Genomic DNA, 22,136 nt, shown 5'->3' with positions numbered 1-22,136 from the left:
GATTATCATCAAGGAGCCCCTTATGTCGCCAAGATCAAAACTGATCATCTCAATCATACTCATTTTTCTGACTTCCGCAGCAATGGTTACGGAGGCCGCACTTTTTCCCCCCGATCAACCGGGGGTTACCACTTTGCAGATCACTTCCTTATGTATAGCAATCGCTGCAATGGTCCTGGCTCTGTTCACTGTTGCCACAGGTGTTTTTACTCAGCTTGAAAATCTGTGCAGATTCATGCGCGAACTGAATTCAGATAAAAAACCTACAATATCACCTGCCGACTTCAACGGCGAGTTTATGACTGCTGCGAATGAAGTGGAAAAGCTCTCTTCCGGAATGGCTGAAAAACTCAAACAGGCTGAGCAGGCAAAATCTGATGCCGAAAGCAGATCAAACGATCTGCAGCAGCAACTGGACAAGACATCAAAAGAGCTTGAAGACAAAACCACTGCCATGGACGCCATCCTGAAATCCTCCGCCAATGCACAGGGAATTTCCGGCAAGCTCTTCTCCGGCATCGAAGAATTGAGCGCTCAGGTAAACCAGGTTAACAGCGGCATGGAAATACAGCGTGACCGCATTACCGAAACTGCTACCGCCATGGAAGAAATGAACAGCACGGTACTGGAAGTTGCCCAGAACGCTTCTCTCGCGGCAACCAGTGCGAGCCGCTCAAAGGAAAACGCCCTGAACGGAGCCAAGGGAGTTTCCGAAGCAATCGCTTCTTTCGAGCAGATCAAGGAAACAATCCTCAATCTCAAGGAAACCATGAGCACCCTGGGCGAACAGGCCGACAATATCGGACAGATAATGACCGTTATCACCGATATTGCCGACCAGACCAACCTGCTGGCTCTGAACGCCGCGATTGAAGCTGCCAGGGCAGGTGAAGCAGGACGAGGTTTTGCCGTTGTCGCCGATGAAGTCCGCAAGCTGGCCGAAAAAACCATGGACGCCACAAAGGGCGTCGGTGAAGCCGTATCCAAAATACAGAACAATGCCCGCGAAAACATCGCCGCTGTGGAATCTGCCGCTGAAGATATTGTCAACTCCACCGAATCAGCTGCCAAATCAGGAGAACTGATGGAAGCCATCGTCGGAATAGTTGATGACACAAACACACAGGTGGAATCCATTGCCACCGCCAGTGAGGAGCAGTCCGCGGCATCGGAAGAAATCAACATGGCCATAAGCGATGTGGCCAGGGTGGCACAGGAAACATCCGAGGGCATGAACTCCTCGGCCCAGGCTCTTACCGAGATCGCCGGTATTGTCGAGGAACTGGATTCCATTGTGCAGGGCATATCCAGCGGCAGAATCATTGATACAAGCTCCGGAAAGATCGTCGAATGGACGGACGATCTCTCGGTGCATGTAAGAACAATAGACGAGCACCACATGACCCTTCTCGACCTGATCAACAAACTTTACTCGGCAATGCGTCAGCGCAGTGCCGGAAAGGTCATCGGGGAAGTAACACAGGAGTTGCTCGACTACACCAAGTACCACTTCGGTTACGAGGAAAAAATCTTCCACAAGCACGGATATCCTGAAACGGAACCCCATATTAAACTGCACCACTACTTCATTCAGAAAATCGCTGATTTCAAGGACGAAGTAGATGCCGGAAAAGTTACCGCTTCCACTGAAATAATCAGATTCCTCAAGGACTGGCTCATTAAGCATATTATGGTGGTTGACGCCAAATATACCGACTTCATGCACGAGCACGGATATCACTAAAATCCAGGCCAGCCTTATGAAAAACACTCGATAAGCCTTGAAGAGAAAATAGAGAATACAAAACGGTTAAGAATGTGCCGAATGCAAGGCGCAAAAAAAGCATGGAACAAAGCGTATGTAGACACACGCGAGTTTCATGCTTTTTTATTGCGAAACAGCAGATAGGAACTTTGTCAGCAATATGAGGGCATTCCTTTCGGAATGCCCATCCTTTTCCGTATAACAAATTCTGCGTGTAAGAGCAGTCAGCTAGTTGTTCCTACAGGTATTCAATTTGCCTGTCAGCTTCTTGAGATCTGAAGCCAGTCCGGTAATATTGCGGATAACCTTGAAAGACTGATCAACTCTCGCAGAGGTGTCATTGGATACCGAATGAATCTCTACGGTCGAAGAACTGATCTGCTCACAGGAGCTGGACTGTTCTTCGGTAGTTATGGCTATGGACTCAACCTGCCCAGCCGATTCACTGATAATGCTGACAATCTCTTTCAGGGAATCTCCGGCGACAGTTGCCTTTTCATGGCAAAGCTCAACGGCTTTTTCGGTTTCATCCATCAGGCCGAGGCTGGCAACAGTCCCGCTCTGAATGCCGGAGATGGCTGTTCCGACTTCCTGTGTGGCGGACATGGTCTTTTCGGCCAGTTTGCGGACTTCATCGGCTACAACGGCAAAACCGCGCCCTGCCTCACCTGCCCTGGCCGCTTCAATGGCGGCGTTCAAGGCCAGCAGGTTGGTCTGGTCTGCGATGTCGGAAATTACGTTCATGATCTTGCCGATGGATTCAGCCTGATTGCTGTACTCGGACAAAGCCTGCTTGAGCGAACGGGTCTGTTCCTTCACCCTGTCAGTTGCTTCTCCGACCTGTCCGACAATCCTGAAACCTTCATCGGCCTTGCGGCTTGCTGCGACCGTTCCTTCGGATGCTTTGGAGGCTCTTTCCGCCACTTCCACAATTGAAACGTTCATCTGGCGGACAGCGACGGCTGTTTCATCTGTCCTTATCTTCTGATTATTTGCTCCATTGCGGATTTCCTCGGACTCCAGCGCCAATTCATTTGCCACATCGTGCAGTTCCCCCGTTATCACATCCACCTGTTCGGAAATGGCGGACATGGTATCCAAAAGAGCGCTTGCATGCTCTTTCTCACGGTGAGCTTCCTGCATTGCCGATTCCGCTTTTTGGGCCTGAAGCTCGGCCTCACGACTTTTATCGTCCGCCTGGTCCATGCTCTTCTTCAGTTTGACTATCATCATTGCCATGATTTCCCGCAGGGACTCAAGCTCACCGGTAAGAGAAATTTTTTCGCAGGCCTCGTAGATTCCCTCGCTGACCTGCTCGGCACAGACTTCCAGTGACCGCAAAGGTTCGGCAATGGATTTGATAATGAGAGACACAGCAAAAAGGAGCAGCAGAATGGTTACCACTTCAGCTCCTATTGTTATGTTGTAGATCATATCCCGTCTGCTCTTGAGCATCACTGCCGCATCACTGGCCAGCTTTTCCAGCAGCGGCTCCATGCTTCGCACGGCATCAATAAAGCCTTGTTTGTTGGCAGCTATTTTTTCAGCCAGCTCGGAATAACTTTTTACAAGCTGATGATAACGGTCCAATTGAACCAGAAGTTTATTGGACAGGTCGTTGGAAAAACCGGACTCACGGATCAGACAGCGAACTCCGGCGACTTCATTTTCCAATTTTTCCAGATGTGAACTTTCACGGGAAAGAAGATAGTTCTTTTCATGCCTGCGCAACCGCAGAATTGCGGCCTCAATACGCGGATCATCATTCACTGCAAGGCTCTCCACGTTTCTTATGGCCTCACGCAATTTCCCCTGAAGTCCTGAATTGCTGTCCATACCCATGGCCTTGAAATCTTTGGTCACACTTGTAAACGCTGCAAGGTATGCGGAAACTGCATCAAGCCCCTTCTTTGAATACTCGCCAAGAGCAGTATCATTCAAAGCGGTAAGCCTGCTCTTCATGACTTTTGAATATTTTTCAACAGAATCGATATAGGAACTATCGTGGCGCAAAAGAAAATTCTTTTCCGCTCTACGAGCCTGAAGCATGGCAACTTCAATGCCGGATGCGTGCTCTGCAAGAATCGTTGCTTTCTTTATAAGCGTTTCCCCGACCAACCCGACGATAAATATGGTGATAAAACCTATGGTTGCCACCAAGGCAATCAACCACAACTTAGCTTTGATAGTCATTTTTATTCTCCCGCATTATTTACATACCACAGTAATAAATAATATGTTTTTATATTTTTTTGCTGTATGATATTTAGTTTTGCCACAAAACAGCAACAAAAAAATAGTAAAATAAGTGTTAAAAATCTTCTGAACCCCATAAAAACAATAGCTAACGCCAGACTGACGCTAAAGTTCCCCTTTCCTTTACAGTCCTCTCCTGTTAAATCACGAAGAAACTCAGCAATGATACAAATGCAAAAATAACGGAACCGGGATTGATAAAAATCACAACAACGGGAAAAACCCTGAAATTATCCGGACGTCTGGACGCAGATGGAGCAGGCGAAATCTGGGACACAGCCCGCAAGGCTGTAAGCTCCGGAGCAATTGAAGTTGATTGCTCCGAGCTTGATTATCTGGACGGCGGAGGAGCATCACTTTTCATGATGATGCAGGTGCTCGGAAGGAATGCCGGGACCGGGATAACGATAAAAGGGCTCAGCCCTGAATTCGCAGAATTCCTGAATCTTTTCGATGTGGATAAGGCAGCTCCGCCTCAGGATCAAGGAAAAATCCACCGGGGCATAAAAGGCTGGATCACAACAATAGGTCTTTCCGGGCAGACCGTTGCCGCGGACATGCGGGCCCAGATCGAATTCACAGGCAACTGCATTCTGGCGGCCTTAAACACCGCTTCCCGCCGCAACCGGCTTCGCTGGCCGGACTTCTGGCTTACCTGTGAAAAAGTCGGGGCTGACGGACTGCCCATCATACTGCTGATCGGATTCCTTATGGGGCTGATCATGTCCTTTCAGTCCGCTGTTTCCCTGATGCGCTTCGGGGCCGAAATTTTCGTTCCAAATATGCTTGGGCTGGTCATGTTCCGGGAACTCGGCCCCATGGTCACCGCCATACTGCTCGCCGGGCGCACCGGATCAGCCTTTGCCGCGGAAATAGGCACCATGAAAGTCAACGAAGAATTGGACGCGCTGAATACCATGGGCCTTAATCCGGTAAATTTCCTCGTGCTGCCGCGAGTGCTGGCCACAATTTTCGTTACCCCGCTTCTTACGCTTTTCTTCAATTTCATGTCGCTTGTAGGCGGTGCTCTGGTAATGCTTTCCATGGGATACCCACTGGCCACCTACTGCAGCCGGGTCTTCCAGAATGTACAGTGGACCGACTTCAGCGGCGGAATGCTCAAGGCGCTCGTATTCAGCTTTCTGGTCGCAGGTATAGGCTGCCAGCGCGGCATAGTGACCAAGTCCGGAGCAAGTGCTGTCGGAGACTCAACCACCAGCGCAGTTGTCAGCGGAATTATTCTGATTGCTGTATTTGACGGAATCTTTGCCGTCATTTTCTTTCTTGCAGGTATCTGACATGACCGGAAAGACTGAAAATATAATAACCGTCAGTAACCTGACCTGCGCTTACGGGGAAAGTGTTGTCATAGACAATATTTCATTCGGCGTGCAGGAAGGAGAGATCTTTATAATTCTCGGAGGGTCGGGCTGCGGCAAGAGCACTGTTCTCAAGCATATGATCGGACTCTACCCTCCGGCGAACGGAACCATCCTTATTGAAGGTGATGACATAGGATCAGCCTGGGGCAACAAAAGACTGGATATTCTGCGGCGTATCGGAGTCATGTATCAGATGGGCGCCCTCTTCGGCTCCATGACCCTCCTGGAAAATGTCCGCCTGCCGCTTGAAGAATTCACTTCCATGCCTCGCGAGGCCATGGACTACACTGCCCGCATGAAGCTTTCCCTTGTGGGACTGGAAGCGTCCGCAGACAAAATGCCTTCCGAGCTATCAGGCGGAATGCTCAAGCGCGGAGCCATAGCAAGAGCCATGGCCCTTGATCCGAAAATTCTATTTCTTGATGAACCTTCCGCCGGCCTTGACCCCATTACCTCCGCGGAACTGGACGAGCTTATCCGCAACCTTTCCCGATCGCTGGGCGTGACCTTTGTAATCGTCACCCACGAACTGCAATCCATCTTTTCCATTGCGGACAGGGTAATAATGCTCGACAAAAGCACTAAAGGAATCATCGCAGAAGGAGACCCGAGAAAACTCCGCGATGAATCGGACCACCCTATCGTCCGCAGCTTCTTCCTGCGCGATATTAAAACCAGAGACGAAAAATCCTCATTAACGACGGAGAAAATATGAGTCGCAAAACCAACCCGTTCAGAGTGGGACTCTTCATAATCATCGGTACCATGCTGTTGGTCGTGGTTCTGGCGATTCTGGGTGCAGGGAAGATATTCCAGCACTCGGTAAAAATGGAAACATACCTCAACGAATCCGTAAACGGACTGGAAATAGGCTCCCCCATAAAATTCCGAGGAGTCAAGATCGGCTCGGTAAGCGAAATAGGATTTGTCACCGACCATTATACAAAGATGGACCAGACGGACATGCGCTACGTGTACGTTCAGGGTGAAATAACCCATGAAATGTTCAAGAGCAAAGAAGTAAATGACATCATGAAGTATCTCAACAAAGAGATAAAACTGGGGCTGCGTGCTCGAACAGTATCTCTAGGGCTGACCGGACAGCTTTTTCTGGAAATAGACTATGTGGACCCGACCAAAAATCACCCGCTGAAAATAACCTGGAAACCGGAAAATATATATGTCCCCTCCGCCCCGTCCATGCTCAGCAGGGTTGAAGGAGCAGTTGCGTCTATCAGCGAAACTCTTGAAGACATCAACCAGGCCAAGATTTCCGAAGCGGTGGAAGATGTCCGCTCAGTAGCCCAGAGCCTCTCCAAATTCCTTGAGAGTTCCGATGCAGGGGCCATAAGCAAGAAACTGACCGGAACCCTTGCACAGACCGAAAAATTCATGACCAGGATCAACCAGTTGCTCGCAGCGCCGGAGATTGACACTCTCATGCCGGACGTGGCCGCATCCGCCGCCAACCTGCGCAAGGTTATGGATAGTTCTTCCGGAGATATTGTTATGGCACTGCATGACATCCGCATTGCCTCGGCAAGCGCCAAAAATGTTGTCGGGGGGATGGAAACATATATCAACAGCAACCAGACCAAGCAGACTCTTACCGATCTTTCCAAAACGCTCAACAATATCAGCGATGCTTCGGACAGGATAAAGGCTGCTGCTGTGCGCTTTGAAAGCACTCTTTCGCGGGTGAATATGACCGTGGCCGGTCAGCAGGGCAACATAGATTCCATACTGGATAACGTGCGGCGTCTGGTAGAAAATCTGCGGGAACTCAGCAACGAGGCCAGACAGTATCCGTCAGGTGTTCTTTTCGGTGAACCGCCCAGAAAAGGTCATGTTAAATAGCCGAAGGCCCGTCCGGGTGTGCCGGGGACGGCCAAACGGGACACATATACGAAGGTTCCAGAACCACCGTATGGATAAATCATGACGCCGGGTGTAAAAAGATAATTCAATCAGGTATGAAAACGACTGCGATGGATAAATCGCAAGGCAAAATGGCAACTTTACCGAGCCGGATATATCTTAGAATGGAGATGAACATGAGAGATTATTTAGGTAATTCAAATATACTGCAAAAAGCAGCAGTCCTGCTTCTGATACTCGGCATAACGGCCATCTCAGGGTGCGTAAAGCTTGAACGCCCGTCTCTGGAACGTAAATACTTCACCATTGATATTCCAAGGGACAAGGCGGAACCGAAGAAACCGGAATCAACCACAAACCTTACTATCCGCAGGGTAAAGATATCCCCAAGGTATGAAGACAGAAATCTGGTCTACAAAACAGGACCAAACTCATTTGAATCGGATTACTACAACGCGTTTTTCATCACCCCGGCAGCCATGATGACTCAGGAGCTGCACTCCTGGATGTCTGATTCAGGACTCTTCGCCAATGTACTGGGGCCGGAAAGCATGGGGACCGGAAACCTTATTCTTGAAGGGGTCGTAAACGCAATTTACGGGGATTACTCAAGCGATCCGCACAAGGCGATACTGAAAATGCAGTTTTTCCTGCTGGATAATGAAAATCCCGGCCTGCCGATAATTTACTCACGAAACTTCAGCCGGGCAATTGAACTGAAAGACACAGAAGCGAAAACTCTTGTCTCTGCACTGAACTGCGGGGCAAAAGAAATATTCACCGAGTTGGAGAGGGATCTTTCCGAAACGGTTGCAAAAAAATAGGTAAAAATGCTCCGTACGACAAAACAAAGGTTTTAACCGAACTGTGAATCTCCTGTCTCACAGGAAAAATATACCTTGTTCTTGCCGCGAATTTTCGACTTGTACATATTGTCATCTGCCCGTTTGAGCACTTTTTCCAGCGGCTCACCGATGAGATACTGCGCAACGCCTATACTCATGGTCTTCTGAACAACTCCGTTTCCGGCAGGATAATATCTCTCTCTTGAAACGGCTTTTCGTATTTCCTCGGCCAGCTGCATTGCAGTAGGGCCGTCAGTTACAGGCAATACAATTAGAAATTCCTCTCCGCCATAACGAAATGCAAGGTCCGTATCCCTCACGGTTTCGCGAATTATGCGTCCTACACGTGCGAGCACAACATCCCCGGCTGCATGGCCGTAGGTATCATTGTATACCTTGAAATCGTCAATATCCATGAGGATAAAGCTGAGCGGGCTGTTCATCTTATTGCTGACGGAAACTTCCCTTTCAGCAACGTCCACCATATGCCGCCGGTTGAAAAGCCCTGTCAGCTGATCGGTAATGCTCAGATTTTTGAACCGTTCCTCACTTTCCCGCAGCAGAGCTTCCGCTTTTTTCCTTTCCGCAACTTCCGTTTCAAGCTCCAGATTCTTTTCGTCCAGTTCGTGCAGCAGCATGGTCAGCCTTGCGGAGTTGTCCTCCTGCAGTTCCTTGGCTTCCATCAGCTCCTCGATGAGTTCTTCTCGCCGCATCTCGTTTTCACGTTCACTGGTCACATCCGAAAAAATACAGATGCTGTTCCGCTGCCCGGAACCGATGTCGACATTAGCTATGCTCAGGTCCACGTAATGCTGTTCCTGATGTCTATCAACGATGGGCATACTCAGATTCGAACGTAAATCCGGAGTACTGAAAATATTTTCCAGAAATTCACGCCCCTCGGTATCGCCAGATTTAGTTACAATTTGGCACAAAGGTTGACCAATGATTTCACTTGAAGCATAACCGCTCAAATCCCGGAAGGCATTGTTAATGCAAAGGACATTCCCCAGAGAGTCCAGAACGGCAATGGCTGAAGCAGCTCCATCGAAAAGATCCCGAAACCGGACCTGTCCGCATTCGGGGCACTTTTCCAAAGTCAACTTCTTTAATTCTTCGTATGCTTTCTTCAATTGACCATACTCTACTGTATCTTCAGTATCAGGAAACCTACTCACAACTCCCCTCCAGTGATTGATTCCCCCAATGCAGAAAACGCATATTACACTGATTTTACAACTAATCAAGCATTTTTACACTTAGGTTACGATTTTGCATCATTAAAACAAGGCACAATACATAATATATACGACATTGCATTGTATTTACTTGCTCTTTTCATCATTTTAGACAACTATGTCACCGCGTTTCCGTATCACGGAGAACTACTACAACAACAAGAGGTTTATAGAATAATGATAACAATAAAGCTGCTGCTCTCACCTGTAATCTGCGCTCTCATCGGGTGGTTCACCAACTATCTTGCTGTAAAAATGCTTTTCCACCCGCATCATCCTATAAAAATAGGTCCGTTTACAATTCAGGGCATATTTCCCAAACGACAGAAAGAACTGGCAGCCCGTCTCGGCGAGATGATAGAACGCGAACTCATCTCTCATACAGATATAAAAAATGTCATTCATGACCCTAAGTTCATAGACAGCCACAAGGAAGTTGTTCTGGATTATCTGGACGTTTTCTTTCGTGAACGGCTGACAAGCCTGCATCCGATGGTAGGAATGTTTCTGAATGACGAAACAATGAAAACTGTCAAGGGAATGCTCTCCAAAGAACTTGATGAAATGCTGCCTAAACTCATTGAAACCACTTCGTCCCAACTTGAGTGTTCACTGGATTTCAAATGTCTGGTTCAGGACAAGGTTGAATGTTTTTCCATGGAACAACTTGAGGCAATCCTTTTCTCCATAATGAAAAAGGAATTCAAATTTATCGAAGTGATCGGCGGAGTACTTGGTTTCCTCATCGGCCTGATCCAGGTTCTCATCTTCATGCTGTAAAGAATATCAGCTTATTACAGGTGCATTGATGAACAGATTATATCTCTTTCATCAAAACAGGAATTATTTTTTCTTAACATAGGCTGACACATTCAGTTTTCGGTCAGCACCCTATCCAAAAGAAAAAATATCTGTAACAAACGAAAATTACGAATAAGACAAATACGAAAACCCCCGGCGAGGAAAAAATCCTGCCGGGGGTTTTTGTTACATTAAAAGGAGTAGGCAATCGGATTTATTCGACCCAGTCATCATCATCGGAAATGGGAGTGAATCCACGCCGAATGGTATTTTCGCAGACTATTCTTGGATCCATGAACTGCAGCAGGTAATCGGGACCGCCCGACTTGGAACCCACGCCGGACATCTTGAATCCGCCGAACGCATGCCGTTCCACCAAAGCCCCGACACTCGGTTTATTGAGGTAGAGGTTGCCGACCCGAAATTCTCTGGATGCCAGCTCCAGATGTTTCGGGCTCCTGGAATATACTGACCCGGTCAGCCCGAACTTGGTAGCGTTGGCAATGTCGATGGCCTCACTGAAGTTACCGGCACGCATTACAGCGAGAACCGGCCCGAAGACCTCTTCCTGCGCAATACGGTGGTCCTTTGTGATACCATCAACAATGAGCAGCGGTGCGTAGCAGCCTTTTTCAAGGTATTCCGGTGCAGCTTCGCGTTTGACGACAACCGATCCTTCGGACTCGGCTATGCGGCAGTACTCCAATACGTTCTGCTTTGCACCCTCATCCACAACAGGGCCCATATAGTTGGCCGGGTCCTCGGCAGGACCGATTTTTATGGAGCCGGCGGCTTCCTTCAACCTGTGCAGGAAGCGGTCATAGATGGAATCCAGCACGATTACCCGGGAACATGCTGAGCATTTCTGCCCCTGAAAACCGAAAGCGGCATAAAGCACGCCCAGCACGGCTTCGTCAAGATCGGCATCGTCATCAATGATAATGGCATTCTTACCTCCCATCTCGGCAATGACTTTCTTGCACTGTTCCTGCCCGGGATGAACTTTGGCGGCACGTTCCTGAATACGCAGCCCCACTTCCATGGAACCGGTAAATGCGATTACCGCAACATCCGGGTGGTCCACCAGATGGTCGCCCATGACTGACCCACGCCCCGGAACATAGTTGAAAACACCGGCGGGAAGTCCTGCGGCCCGGAACATATCGACAATTCCGAAACCGACTGCCGAGGAAAGACCGGCGGGTTTATACACAACCGGACATCCTGCAACGATTGCAGCGGAAACCATACCCACGCTGATGGCCAGCGGGAAGTTCCACGGAGCAATAACCGCAGCCACCCCTTTACCCTGATAGAAATAACGGGAGTATTCTCCGGGAGCCTTACCCATGCGCCGGGGCTCGCCCAGCCGGATCATTTCACGGGCGTAGTATTCCATGAAGTCTATGGCTTCACCTATATCGGCCTGAGCCTGATCCCACTGCTTGCCTACTTCAAGCACCTGCATGGCACACAGGTCATAAACATTTTCCTTGAGATAATTGGCGGCTTTCAGCAGATATTCAGCCCGTTCACGCGGTTCCACATTGCGCCAGTCCAGATAAGCCTCGCGGGCGACAGCGACAGCCTGATCCACTTCGGCAGTACCGGCCTGACATACGGTCCCGATAATTTCTGAGGTATCGGCCGGATTATATGAATCCAGAGTATCGTCAGTTACAATTTCCCTGCCGCCGATGTAGAGCGGATAACGTTTGCCCAGCTTGCTGCGCAAGCGGGCTATGGCTGCGGGAAAGGCTTCGCGCTGTTCCTTGACCGTAAAATCGGCCGGGGCGAAGTTGATAAAGGTCGGCAGCTCCCCTTCAGCGGCTTCCGGCTTGGTTCTGCGGGGCTTTGCGGCAAGCTCGCGCTCAAGGGTTTTTTCCGGATTTTCAAGAAGGAGATTAACATCGGCCTCATCAGCAAAGGTCTGTTTGAGAAATGATTCGTTGGCAGTATTTTCCAGCAGTCGCCGAACCAGATAAGCCATTCCGGGAATCAGATCACCGTACGGGCAGTACAGGCGGACTCGCTTGGCCACATTTTTAAGCCCCTTGCGCACCGGCTCCGCCATCCCGTAAAGGACCTGAAACTCGTACCGGTCTTCCGGAACGCCCATGGCCTGAGCCATTTCCATGATTGCGGAAATGGTACGGATGTTGTGGGAAGCGCAGGCATAGTGGCAGATATCGTGATTTTCAAGAATCATACGGGCCACGCGCTCGTATGCCATGTCCGATTCAGGCTTGCGGGTCCAGACCGGAACAGGCCAGTCGTTCTGCTTGGCTGTTACCGTTTCCGAATCCCAGTAGGCCCCTTTTACCAGCCGGATTGAAATCGGCAGGTTTTCATCTCTGGCCCAGGCAATCAATCCAGCCACATCGTTATCGACACTTTTGAGATATGCCTGAAAGACTATTCCCAGATGAGGATAGTCGGGATATTTCTTGCGAAGACGCTTGTACATCTCCACGGTAGGCTCTTTGTACTTGAGCTGTTCCATATCGATGCACATGAATCCGCCCATGTCCATTATCTTGCGGTAAACCGGTTCGATACTGGCGATCATGCCCTCGACTGTTCCTTCGAGATCAACCGGTTTGGACTGGGAGTAAAAGGCTGAAGGCTTAACGGCAACGTTGATTTTCGGGGCATGTCCCCAATCAAGTTCTCCGCCGGTTCCCAGTCCGTCCCACTTCCTGTATTCCTTCTCAATGGCATTTAGGACTTCCATGTAGCCTTCGCGGTAGGCATCGGCCTCTTCAGCCGAAACAGTGGCTTCTCCGAGCAGGTCCAGGACAAAGGCAAAACCGTCCTTGCGGAGCTTGCGGATCCCTTTTACAGCCTCCTTGGCCTCCTGCCCGATAATGAACTGCCGGGCCATTCCCTCGATATTCGAACGGATCGTCTTGTTGAGAACCTTGGCGACAAGTCCGCCGCCGAAGCCGGTCTTGGTGGCTCCCCACTTGAGAACGTCGGGAATATTGCTGTCATCTCCGGCAAAGTATTCCTCAATATGTCTGGAAAGGGATTCCGAAGTGTTCAAATACGGCAGGACATCCACAAAACGAAACATCTGGACCTTGAACTCTTCGTTCTGCATGGCCCAGTCCATTACCTTTCCCGTCCACCAGCCCTTGTTGAAGACAGAGGGGGCTTCACCGGAAATGGAACTGAAAAAAAGTTTTCCGCGATCAATGATCTTGCTGTCGAGGGAGGAGATTTCAACGCTCATACCTTTTCTCCTTGGATCTTTAATGGTTCATCAAAAGATAAATTTTGCAGACCGATCAAAGACCTTCCCCGGGGCATGCTTAGAGCACCTGCCCACAGCCGCCCTGTTCGCGGAAATTTTCCCAGTCTGCGTCTAATTCAAATCTTCATCTTCCAAAGGAATTGCACGTGATTCCCTGATCGTGTTCAGAACAATGGTGGAATTGGTGTCGCGGACAGTTTCAATACGGCCGATCTGTCCCAGCATGATCGCAAGCCCGTCGGTATCTTCACAGCGGACTTTGATCAGATAACTGTCCCGCCCGGCACAATAGTGAACCTCAAGGACGCCTGGAACCTTGGCAAGAGCCAGCCCTGTTGAAGTTGCACCGACACCTTCGTTTACGTTTACAAAGATAAAGGCGGTAAGTGATCTGCCCACAGCTTTTGGATCGACTATGGCTTCATAGCCCACCAGCACGCCCTTGCGCTCAAGCTTACGCACTCTTTCCAACACTGCCGAAGGAGCCATGCCCACTTTGCGGGCTATATCAGCATTGGAGACTCTGCCACTATTCTGAAGTATCGTCAGAATTCTACGATCAGTTTCGTCAATTTTTCTCTTACTCATTGCTCTTTAAGAATAAAATTCAATTTTAAAGGTTTTGTCAAGACAAAAGCACACAGCTAACCACAAAAACAAGACAAAAATTAAGTAAAATACGTTAACACAAGAACATTTACCGCGTAACTCTATTTATAGCAGAATTTTCAACTTATAGATACCGATTTGTCCAGGCAGGGCAAACTTGATTGATGGTAAGATCAAACGTTCTTGCAACCCGATCCGTCATATACAAACAATTTTGTACAAAATGATGAATAATACACCATTCAGGACATAACGGCGAAACCGGTCAACAAAAAACCGTAAAAAAGTGCAGAGGTCAGAGGCGCGGATTACTGCATTGCAAAATGCCGGATTGTGATTTAGATGTCGGGCAACTCTTGACGAATTAAGTTCGTACATTATGTAATTATGCAGAACAAAGCAAGCACAGAGAACAATATTCGATTTGCACAATTATCAACGCAAATTTCCCGTACAATCCAAACTTTTTTTACGACAATCCCGGCAAAAAAGCAATTTATTCCCTCTCTGCCTTACATACACGCAAGAATATTATTCATTAACCCTGTTCCACGGAGCTGAATATGAAAAAAAATAACGCGCGCGAATACTTCCAAGAAGGCTACCTCTGTGCCGAAAGTATACTTTTGGCCGGTGCCGAGACATTGGGAATAAAAAACCCGGCCATTCCGGCCATGGCAACCGCTTTCTGCTCGGGGACATCGAGAACAACAGGAACATGCGGCGCCTATCAGGGAAGCCTGCTGCTGATAAGCCTGCTCCATGGAAGGCAGCACCCGGAACAGGACCTGGATTACTGCTATGCACTGGCGCAGGAATTCACCACCTGGTTCGAAACACGTTTCGGCAGCACCAACTGTTACAAACTTTGCGGATGCGACTTTCGTGAAGACCGAGACCGCATAAAATTCCAGAAAGATGGTATCAAGGAAAATATTTGCTACCCGCTTGTGGAAGATGCAGCCGAATTCGCCATAAACCTGCTAAGGAATAATATTTAAGCCATATGCCAAGCACTACCCTGCTCTATCTCAAACTCATTGGATCAGTTATTTTCTGGGGCGGAACATGGATTGCCGGCCGCACACTTGCCGGACATCTGACCCCTTACTCGGCAGCATTCCTGCGCTTTCTTTTTGCCACAGTATTCATGTTTTTCCTGGTCTGCAGAGGAACAGGCCACAAGCCCAGATGCAGCAGAAAGGATATTCTGCCGTTGGCATTTCTCGGATTCACCGGGGTATTTCTCTACAATATTCTTTTCTTCAGCGGCCTGAAGACCGTCCCCGTAGGAAGGGCCGCATTGATAATCGCAGCCACCCCGAGCTTCATCGCTCTGGGGTCCGCGCTGATATTCAAAGAAAAATTTCCTCCCGGAAAAGCTGTAGGGTTCGTCTTGGCCCTGCTTGGAGTCAGTACCATCATAGGCCATGGAAACCCTGTATCCATATTAACCGAAGGCGCAAATTTCGGAGACCTGTGCATCATCGGCTGCGCATTAAGCTGGGGAACTTATTCGCTGGCCGGAAAGCCGGTGCTTCGAAGAGTCTCCGCTCTTGAATCGGTATACTGGTCCTGCCTGTTCGGCACCTTTATGCTGATAGGACCTGCGTTGTACCATGGACTCATAAACGAAGCGATGAATGCTTCATTTGTGGATTACATATGTGTCCTGTACCTTGCCCTGCTCGGTACCGGGCTCAGCTTCAGCTGGTATTTTTCGGCAATAAGGGAGATAGGACCTTCAAAGACAGGGATATTTATAAACCTTGTCCCGGTTGTTGCTATTTTCCTTGGAGTTGTAATGCTGGGAGAGCAGGTTGACATGTTCCTTGTTATAGGTGGCACGCTTACCATCGCAGGAGTTTGGTTGACAAACCGCAGCAAGTAGCCTGGGCTTGTGCTGTGCAGCAAAAAAGTGGATGATGAACTTATAAAAACGAAAACAACCCGGACAGCAATATATGTACGACTCAGAAGACCTGTATGATGACAAGGAACAATACTCCGGCCCGAGCCGCTCACAGAAAAAAAGGGACATGATCGCCCTGCAGGACCTGGCTGAACGGTTGATGAAACTCAGCCCGGAACTGGTAAAAAAATGCGGTCTTCCCGATTATTTCATCACGGAAGTACTGGATGCCATCTCCATGACTTCGCATGAAGCAAGACGCAGGCAGACACAATATCTGGGAAAGCTCATGCGGGATATGGACTCCCGGCCGCTGATCGACTTCCTTGATGATATTGAGGACGGCAACAGGAAGGACAACAAAAAATTCCACCAACTGGAAAAGTGGCGCGACTCCCTTGTCGAGGGAGACATGTCTATCCTTGACGAACTGCTGGAAATTTACCCGGATGCGGACAGACAGAGGCTGGCCCAGTTGGCGCGCAATGCCAAAAAGGAAAAAGCCCAGAACAAGCCGCCGAAAGCTTCAAGAGCCCTTTTCAAGGCATTAAGGGAATTATCTGAAGCCAAATGACTTGACTGTCGCAAACGACAACTTAAATACAGTTGTGAAATAATTCACACCATACCAAACAAGGAAAAGATCAAGGAGAGTTATCGTGACTTATACTTTTAAAGGCGTCGAACTTGAAGAAAGGACCTGCCCGCACTGCGGAGAACCTCTTTCCCCTTGGATTGCTCCTCCGGAATCCGGCTGGGGGGTCATTGTCGTCTGCAACAACAATGAATGCCCGCACTACGCAGGATCTGATCAGGACATCATCAATAAGCGCGACGACTCAAATCTCGGTTGCCGTTACGCTGAAAATCCCGATAACGGCTACTCCTCGTTCAACCTCCTCGCATGGTGCAGATAGCTCGACACCGCATATAAAGGAAAAACCCGGAGCCGCGAGGTTTCCGGGTTTTTCTTATTTCAACGATTGTTTTTTTCAGCTATCCGCAACAAACATCCCGTTGACAAAGCATTTCACAACTCATATTCAATCCTGACGGGACAATCTACAAGTCTTAATCCCGTTCCACCCCTAGTATTTCCCTGCAGGGAACAGCCAGATTCTTCAACCGGACACGAACGTGCCCGAACCCGGAAAACCGGAATATAAGGGAAGATCCCGTGTCCAGATTCCTGTCCAGATATATTGCGGTGCTGGCTTTGCTGCTTGCAGTTCTTCTCTGGTCCAGCTCCTTCATAGCACTTAAAATTTCCATGGCTGTATACGATCCTACCGTGGTCATTTTCGGCAGGATGATGCTGGCATCCCTCTGCTTTGTATTTTTCATTCCCGGCTTCAGAAAGCAGCCTATCCGCAAGGGAGATTTCAAATGGCTGGCAATCATGGCATTTTGCGAACCGTGCATGTACTTTGTGTTCGAAAGCCACGCCCTGCTCCACACTTCCGCCGCACAGGCAGGTATGATCTGCGCGACATTGCCGTTGCTGATGGCTGTCTCGGCACGCTTCGTGCTCAATGAAAGACTCAGCCGCAAAACACTTACCGGATTCATACTGGCGGTAGCTGGCGGCATATGGCTTTCCCTGTGCTCCGAATCAACAGATTCCGCACCGAATCCGATACTCGGTAATTTTCTGGAATTTCTGGCCATGTGCTGCGCTGTGGGCTACATGACCATTCTCAAAAAAATGACCGCCTACTACTCGGCCCTTTTCCTGACCGCGTTTCAGGCTTTCATGGGCGCAATATTCTATCTGCCGCTGCTGGTCCTGCCCTCCACAACCATGCCGACAACCTTTGACCCCCTTGCGCTGGGCATGATCATTTATCTTGGTATCTGCATAACCCTTGGGGCCTACGGATTATATAATTTCGGCATGAGCAAACTGCCCGCCAACCAGACTTCGGCTTTCATCAACCTTATCCCGGTATTCACCCTTGTCCTGGGATGGGTCATACTGGACGAACGATTCACGGGCATCCAGTTTACGGCCGCAGCACTGGTCATGACCGGCGTCATACTCAGTCAGGACAGAAACAGGGACAGATCGGATAAAGATAAGGCCGAAGCCCCGGTCTAAAAACAGCGGTCACGCATCAATAAAGACAGGTAGGTCGGGCAGGACAATATTGTCCATCAAAGCAGCTTCACGCAGAAGTCTGGAAACAGCCTGCTCACCTTCTTCACCGACATCCATTGAGTAATCGGTAACGAACGTTTCAATGTGCTCGCGGATGACCGCATCATCCATCTCCTGCGCATGTTCTTTGATATAAGGCCAGGCCAGACTTGAATCCACGTGTGATAACGTCAGGCTCTTGCGGATGGCAGAATTGACGAGTGAAGCGATCTCCGGTCCAAGAGAGCGTTTGATGGCAATGGAGCCAAGCGGTATGGGCAGACCGGAAAAATCCTCCCACCATCGACCAAGGTCCTCTATTTTTGACAATCCCATGGTCTGATAGGTGAAACGGCCTTCGTGAATGACTACCCCGGCCGCAACTCTGCCCTCTTTCACCGCAGGCATGATCCGGTCGAAAACCATTTCCTCGGTTTCAACCCGAACCCCGGACTCCCGGCAGAGAAGACCGAAAAGGAGATTTGCTGTGGTGTTGCGTCCAGGTATGGCTACGCGCTTGCCATTCAGGTCACCTATGGTACAAGGTTCTCCGGAAAGCAGAAGAGGACCGACTCCGCGCCCCATGGCTCCGCCTGCACGCAGCAGGACATAATCATTCATGATATGGGCGGCAGCGTGTGCCGAGACCTTGCAGACATCCATACGTCCCGACCGGGCCAGGGAATTGAGCTCTTCCACATCGGCAAGGGTGATATTCAGGCTGAAAGGCTCAATCCGGACAGCACCGCTGGCAAGGGCATGGAATATAAACGTATCATTGGGGCATGGAGAATAGCCCACTTCAAGTATTTTTCTCATACCCTGATTTCTATATCGTAACGAGCCGGAAATCCAGTATTGACATGGCCGGACCCGACTTTTATCTACTGCAGAACAAAGGTGAACAAATGATTTCAAAAAATTACTTTCAAAACGCAGGACTCGGCTCCATTCTGGATAAGGTTCTCGCCGGAGAGCGGCTGTCCGTTGAAGACGGTCTTAAACTCTACAGCTGCCCGGACCTGAACGCCCTTGGAGCCCTGGCATCAATCAAACGCCGCGCCCTGCACGGGAATAAGACTTTTTACGTCATAAACCGCCACATCAACTACACAAACATATGTGTTAACGGATGCCTTTTCTGCGCCTACGCCCGTGTTCGTGGCGAAGAAGGAGCCTTCAGGCTCAGCAGGGAGGAAATCATCCGGAAACTTAAAGACGCTCCGATTCCCCCGCGTGAGGTCCATGTTGTCGGCGGATGCCATCACGACATCCCGCTTGAATTTTTCGAAGAAACCTTCGTGGAGATAAAAAAGGAATTCCCCGACTCGGCAATCAAGGCCTTTACAGCAGTGGAGATAGACCATCTTGCCAGCACATCCGGCATATCGACAGTAGAAGTACTGAAAAAACTGCGGGAAGTCGGTGTGGAGATGATGCCCGGAGGCGGTGCGGAAATATTCGATCCCGAGATACGGCAAAAACTCTGCCCTAAAAAAATAGATGCCGACAGCTGGCTGCGCATACACGGCGAAGCCCATGAACTGGGTTACACAACCAACTGCACAATGCTGTTCGGACACATTGAAACAGCTGAGCAGAGAATCGACCACCTGAACAGACTGCGCCTCCAGCAGGACAAGAGCGGAGGGTTCAACTGTTTCATCCCCCTGCCCTTTCTGCCGGAAAACAGCCGCCTGAAAATAGATGAACCGCTGACCGGTGTTGAAGAGCTTCGGACCATCGCGGTGAGCAGGCTCATGCTCGACAACATTCCCCATGTCAAAGCCTACTGGGTAATGCTGGGAGTCAAGCTGGCCCAGACGGCACTTCATTTCGGAGCCGATGATTTCGATGGCACCGTGGTGGAAGAAAAAATAGGACACATGGCCGGAGCCTCCTCCAGCCAGGCGTTAAGCCGTACCGAGCTTGAGGAAATGATCAGGGGCTGCGGATTTGTTCCCGTTGAAAGGGATGCCGTCTTCAACGAAGTATGATCCCCTGCGGAATAACGGCCACTTTCCCGGTCCGGTAAAACTCATGCTCCAAAGGACCCTGCCGGTCCTGTTTACAGAAGGTAAAGCTATCATGATGAATTTGACTCAAAGTCCTGCTGAACTTACGGATATATTTGCGAAAATCGAAGCCGGGGAACGCATTGATTTTGCTGAAGCTCTGGCCCTTCTTGAAAAGGCCGACCTTTTCGACCTGGCCAACCTCGCACATGGAATACGGATGAAAAAACATCCGGAACCGATCGTCACATATGTAATAGACCGCAATATAAACTATTCCAATATATGTGAATGCGGGTGCAGATTCTGCGCCTTCTTCAAGGCTCCCGGACAGGACGGAGGTTTTGTCATCAGCCGTGAAGAACTGGGAATGAAAATTCAGGAGACACTCGACCTCGGCGGCACCCAGATACTCATGCAGGGTGGGCACAACCCGGATCTGCCGCTCACATTCTACGAGGAAATGCTCCGGTTCATCAAAGACAACTACCCGATCCATATCCACGCCTTTTCCCCGCCGGAAGTAGTCTATTTCAGCGAACTTGAGGGCATATCCATAGAAGAAGTGCTGAAGCGCCTGATCGATGCCGGGCTGGCATCAATTCCGGGCGGCGGGGCTGAAATTCTGGTAGATGAGGTGCGCAAGAAAATCGCACCGAGGAAGTGCTCCGCATCCAGATGGCTTGAGGTTATGGAAACCGCGCACAATATGGGCTTGAGGACTACCGCGACAATGATGTTCGGACACGAGGAAACACCTGCGGACAGGGTTAAGCATCTCTTTGCCCTGCGCGAGGTTCAGGACCGCACCGGGGGCTTCACAGCGTTCATCCCCTGGACTTTCCAGCCGGACAACACCAATATTCCCAATGCCCGCAAAATGACCAGTGTTGAATACCTGCGCATGCTTGCTGTTTCGCGCATTGTGCTGGACAATTTCGACAATCTGCAGGTTTCATGGGTAACCATGGGCCCGAAGATTTCTCAACTGGCCCTTTATTACGGCGGGAACGATTTCGGGTCCACAATGATTGAAGAGAACGTGGTCAAGGCAGCCGGAGTAAGCTTCAGACTTTCCGAGCAGCAGATTCACACACTGATCAAAAAAGCCGGATTTATCCCCAGACAACGTCTCATGGACTACACTCTTGCCGAGGCTGAAAATGAATAGGGTCAAGGTCGGCAGAATCTCATATCTCAATGTACTGCCTATTTATTATCCGCTTGAATCGGGGATAATTGAAAACGACTTCGATTTCGTCTACGGACCTCCTGCACATTTGAACATCATGATGTCCGAGGGACTGATGCATGTGTCATCAAACTCGTGCATCGAGTATCTGCGCCACTCGGAACAGTATCTTCTGCTTCCGGACCTGGCCATAGGCAGCCGGGGCCCGGTCCAATCTGTAATCATGATCAGCCGCAAACCGCTGGAACAACTCAAGGGCTGCAATATTCTGGTCAGTGCCCAGACCCATACTTCCGCCGCTCTGCTGAAAATTCTCTTAACCGAATACATTCCGCTCAATCCGACCTATGAAACAGGAAACGCCTCCAGCAAATTGGAACAGGGTGAACGCCCCGAAGCAATCCTGTGCATCGGCGATGAAGCACTGAATCTTCGTAAGCACGAAGATTATCCATACATATTCGATCTCGGCGAAGAATGGATAAGGTGGACGGGCCTGCCTTTCATTTTCGGTATCTGGCTTGTAAGGCGCGATGTCGCCCATAGAGAAGATGTGAAAGAAGCGATCAGGGCGCTGATCAGGGGCAAGGAATGGGGGCAGAAAAACATTGCCCGCATGTCCGAACTTACGGCGGAAAACAGTATCCTCACACCGGAAGAAACTGCCTCATACTATGAAGGACTTGTTTACGATCTGGGAGAAAAGGAAATTGAAGGGATGAAAGTCTTTGCCAAATATCTGCTCAAGACTAAACAGATCTCACAAATTCCCGAACTTGAATTCATCAGGATTTAGAGCAACTACAGTTAATAAAACAAAAGGCTGCAATACCATACACGGTATTGCAGC

Annotated in this window: 19 protein-coding genes; 14 read left to right on the top strand and 5 right to left on the bottom strand. The window is 49.5% G+C overall.

Annotated features, from left to right (window positions below; all coding sequences use genetic code 11):
• Positions 1–22 precede the first annotated feature (22 nt).
• A complete protein-coding gene (locus ACKU4E_RS01320) occupies positions 23–1,744 on the top strand; it encodes a bacteriohemerythrin (protein ID WP_320169286.1) in 1,722 nt (573 codons plus the stop codon).
• Positions 1,745–1,993: 249 nt separating this feature from the next.
• Here the strand turns inward: ACKU4E_RS01320 and ACKU4E_RS01315 are convergent, their stop codons facing one another.
• A complete protein-coding gene (locus tag ACKU4E_RS01315) occupies positions 1,994–3,958 on the bottom strand; it encodes a methyl-accepting chemotaxis protein (protein WP_320169285.1) in 1,965 nt (654 codons plus the stop codon).
• Between the two features lie 257 nt (positions 3,959–4,215).
• Between ACKU4E_RS01315 and ACKU4E_RS01310 the strand changes: the two genes are divergently transcribed.
• The 4 genes from ACKU4E_RS01310 to ACKU4E_RS01295 all read left to right on the top strand — a co-directional run bounded on the left by ACKU4E_RS01310 (position 4,216) and on the right by ACKU4E_RS01295 (position 8,105).
• Positions 4,216–5,319: an MlaE family lipid ABC transporter permease subunit gene (locus ACKU4E_RS01310; RefSeq protein WP_320169284.1), complete on the top strand. Its 1,104-nt coding sequence runs from the start codon at positions 4,216–4,218 to the stop codon at positions 5,317–5,319.
• A 1-nt stretch (position 5,320) separates the two neighbouring features.
• A complete protein-coding gene (locus ACKU4E_RS01305; protein ID WP_320169283.1) occupies positions 5,321–6,118 on the top strand; it encodes an ATP-binding cassette domain-containing protein in 798 nt (265 codons plus the stop codon).
• A complete protein-coding gene (locus tag ACKU4E_RS01300) occupies positions 6,115–7,260 on the top strand; it encodes an MlaD family protein (protein WP_320169282.1) in 1,146 nt (381 codons plus the stop codon). Before ACKU4E_RS01305 ends, ACKU4E_RS01300 begins: the two co-directional genes overlap by 4 nt.
• Positions 7,261–7,457: 197 nt before the next feature.
• On the top strand, positions 7,458–8,105 hold the full coding sequence (locus ACKU4E_RS01295) for a hypothetical protein (RefSeq protein WP_320169281.1): 648 nt from the start codon (positions 7,458–7,460) through the stop codon (positions 8,103–8,105).
• A 32-nt stretch (positions 8,106–8,137) separates the two neighbouring features.
• Here ACKU4E_RS01295 and ACKU4E_RS01290 read toward each other — a convergent pair whose 3' ends face one another.
• Complete coding sequence (locus tag ACKU4E_RS01290; protein ID WP_320169280.1) at positions 8,138–9,304, bottom strand: diguanylate cyclase; 1,167 nt, start codon at positions 9,302–9,304, stop codon at positions 8,138–8,140.
• Between the two features lie 237 nt (positions 9,305–9,541).
• Here ACKU4E_RS01290 and ACKU4E_RS01285 point away from each other — a divergent pair, with 237 nt between their 5' ends.
• A complete protein-coding gene (locus ACKU4E_RS01285) occupies positions 9,542–10,144 on the top strand; it encodes a DUF445 family protein (protein WP_320169279.1) in 603 nt (200 codons plus the stop codon).
• 235 nt (positions 10,145–10,379) lie between these two features.
• Here the strand turns inward: ACKU4E_RS01285 and ACKU4E_RS01280 are convergent, their stop codons facing one another.
• Entirely contained in the window at positions 10,380–13,400 is a 3,021-nt protein-coding gene (locus ACKU4E_RS01280; protein ID WP_320169278.1) for a proline dehydrogenase family protein, read from the bottom strand.
• Between the two features lie 132 nt (positions 13,401–13,532).
• Positions 13,533–14,009, bottom strand: coding sequence for an Lrp/AsnC family transcriptional regulator (locus ACKU4E_RS01275; protein WP_320169277.1), 477 nt, complete (start codon positions 14,007–14,009; stop codon positions 13,533–13,535).
• Between the two features lie 584 nt (positions 14,010–14,593).
• Here ACKU4E_RS01275 and ACKU4E_RS01270 point away from each other — a divergent pair.
• The 5 genes from ACKU4E_RS01270 to ACKU4E_RS01250 all read left to right on the top strand — a co-directional run bounded on the left by ACKU4E_RS01270 (position 14,594) and on the right by ACKU4E_RS01250 (position 18,040).
• Positions 14,594–15,031 (top strand): C-GCAxxG-C-C family protein, encoded by a 438-nt coding sequence (locus tag ACKU4E_RS01270; protein ID WP_320169276.1) that lies wholly within the window; start codon positions 14,594–14,596, stop codon positions 15,029–15,031.
• A 5-nt stretch (positions 15,032–15,036) separates the two neighbouring features.
• Entirely contained in the window at positions 15,037–15,921 is an 885-nt protein-coding gene (locus ACKU4E_RS01265; RefSeq protein ID WP_320169275.1) for an EamA family transporter, read from the top strand.
• 73 nt (positions 15,922–15,994) lie between these two features.
• The gene (gene yjgA, locus ACKU4E_RS01260) at positions 15,995–16,516 is read left to right on the top strand and encodes a ribosome biogenesis factor YjgA (protein WP_320169274.1); all 522 of its coding nucleotides are present in this window, start codon (positions 15,995–15,997) and stop codon (positions 16,514–16,516) included.
• 85 nt (positions 16,517–16,601) lie between these two features.
• Positions 16,602–16,859 carry a hypothetical protein gene (locus ACKU4E_RS01255; protein ID WP_320169273.1) on the top strand — a complete coding sequence of 86 codons (258 nt, stop codon included), beginning with the start codon at positions 16,602–16,604 and terminating at the stop codon, positions 16,857–16,859.
• Positions 16,860–17,119: 260 nt separating this feature from the next.
• Positions 17,120–18,040, top strand: coding sequence for a DMT family transporter (locus tag ACKU4E_RS01250; RefSeq protein WP_320169272.1), 921 nt, complete (start codon positions 17,120–17,122; stop codon positions 18,038–18,040).
• Between the two features lie 9 nt (positions 18,041–18,049).
• Here the strand turns inward: ACKU4E_RS01250 and ACKU4E_RS01245 are convergent, their stop codons facing one another.
• Positions 18,050–18,898, bottom strand: a complete 849-nt coding sequence (locus tag ACKU4E_RS01245; RefSeq protein ID WP_320169271.1) for a 1,4-dihydroxy-6-naphthoate synthase — start codon at positions 18,896–18,898, stop codon at positions 18,050–18,052.
• Positions 18,899–18,987: 89 nt separating this feature from the next.
• Here ACKU4E_RS01245 and mqnE point away from each other — a divergent pair, with 89 nt between their 5' ends.
• The 3 genes from mqnE (at position 18,988) to ACKU4E_RS01230 (ending at position 22,082) form a co-directional block, all read left to right on the top strand.
• Positions 18,988–20,076 (top strand): aminofutalosine synthase MqnE, encoded by a 1,089-nt coding sequence (gene mqnE, locus ACKU4E_RS01240; RefSeq protein ID WP_320169270.1) that lies wholly within the window; start codon positions 18,988–18,990, stop codon positions 20,074–20,076.
• 91 nt (positions 20,077–20,167) lie between these two features.
• Positions 20,168–21,265: a cyclic dehypoxanthinyl futalosine synthase gene (gene mqnC / locus ACKU4E_RS01235; RefSeq protein ID WP_320169269.1), complete on the top strand. Its 1,098-nt coding sequence runs from the start codon at positions 20,168–20,170 to the stop codon at positions 21,263–21,265.
• Positions 21,258–22,082 carry a menaquinone biosynthesis protein gene (locus ACKU4E_RS01230; RefSeq protein WP_320169268.1) on the top strand — a complete coding sequence of 275 codons (825 nt, stop codon included), beginning with the start codon at positions 21,258–21,260 and terminating at the stop codon, positions 22,080–22,082. Before mqnC ends, ACKU4E_RS01230 begins: the two co-directional genes overlap by 8 nt.
• The last annotated feature ends 54 nt before the right edge of the window (positions 22,083–22,136 follow it).

This window comes from Maridesulfovibrio sp., assembly GCF_963677005.1.
GTDB lineage: Bacteria > Desulfobacterota > Desulfovibrionia > Desulfovibrionales > Desulfovibrionaceae > Maridesulfovibrio.
Note: the sequence above shows the minus strand (reverse complement) of the source record. Positions and strands in the feature narration are given on the sequence as shown.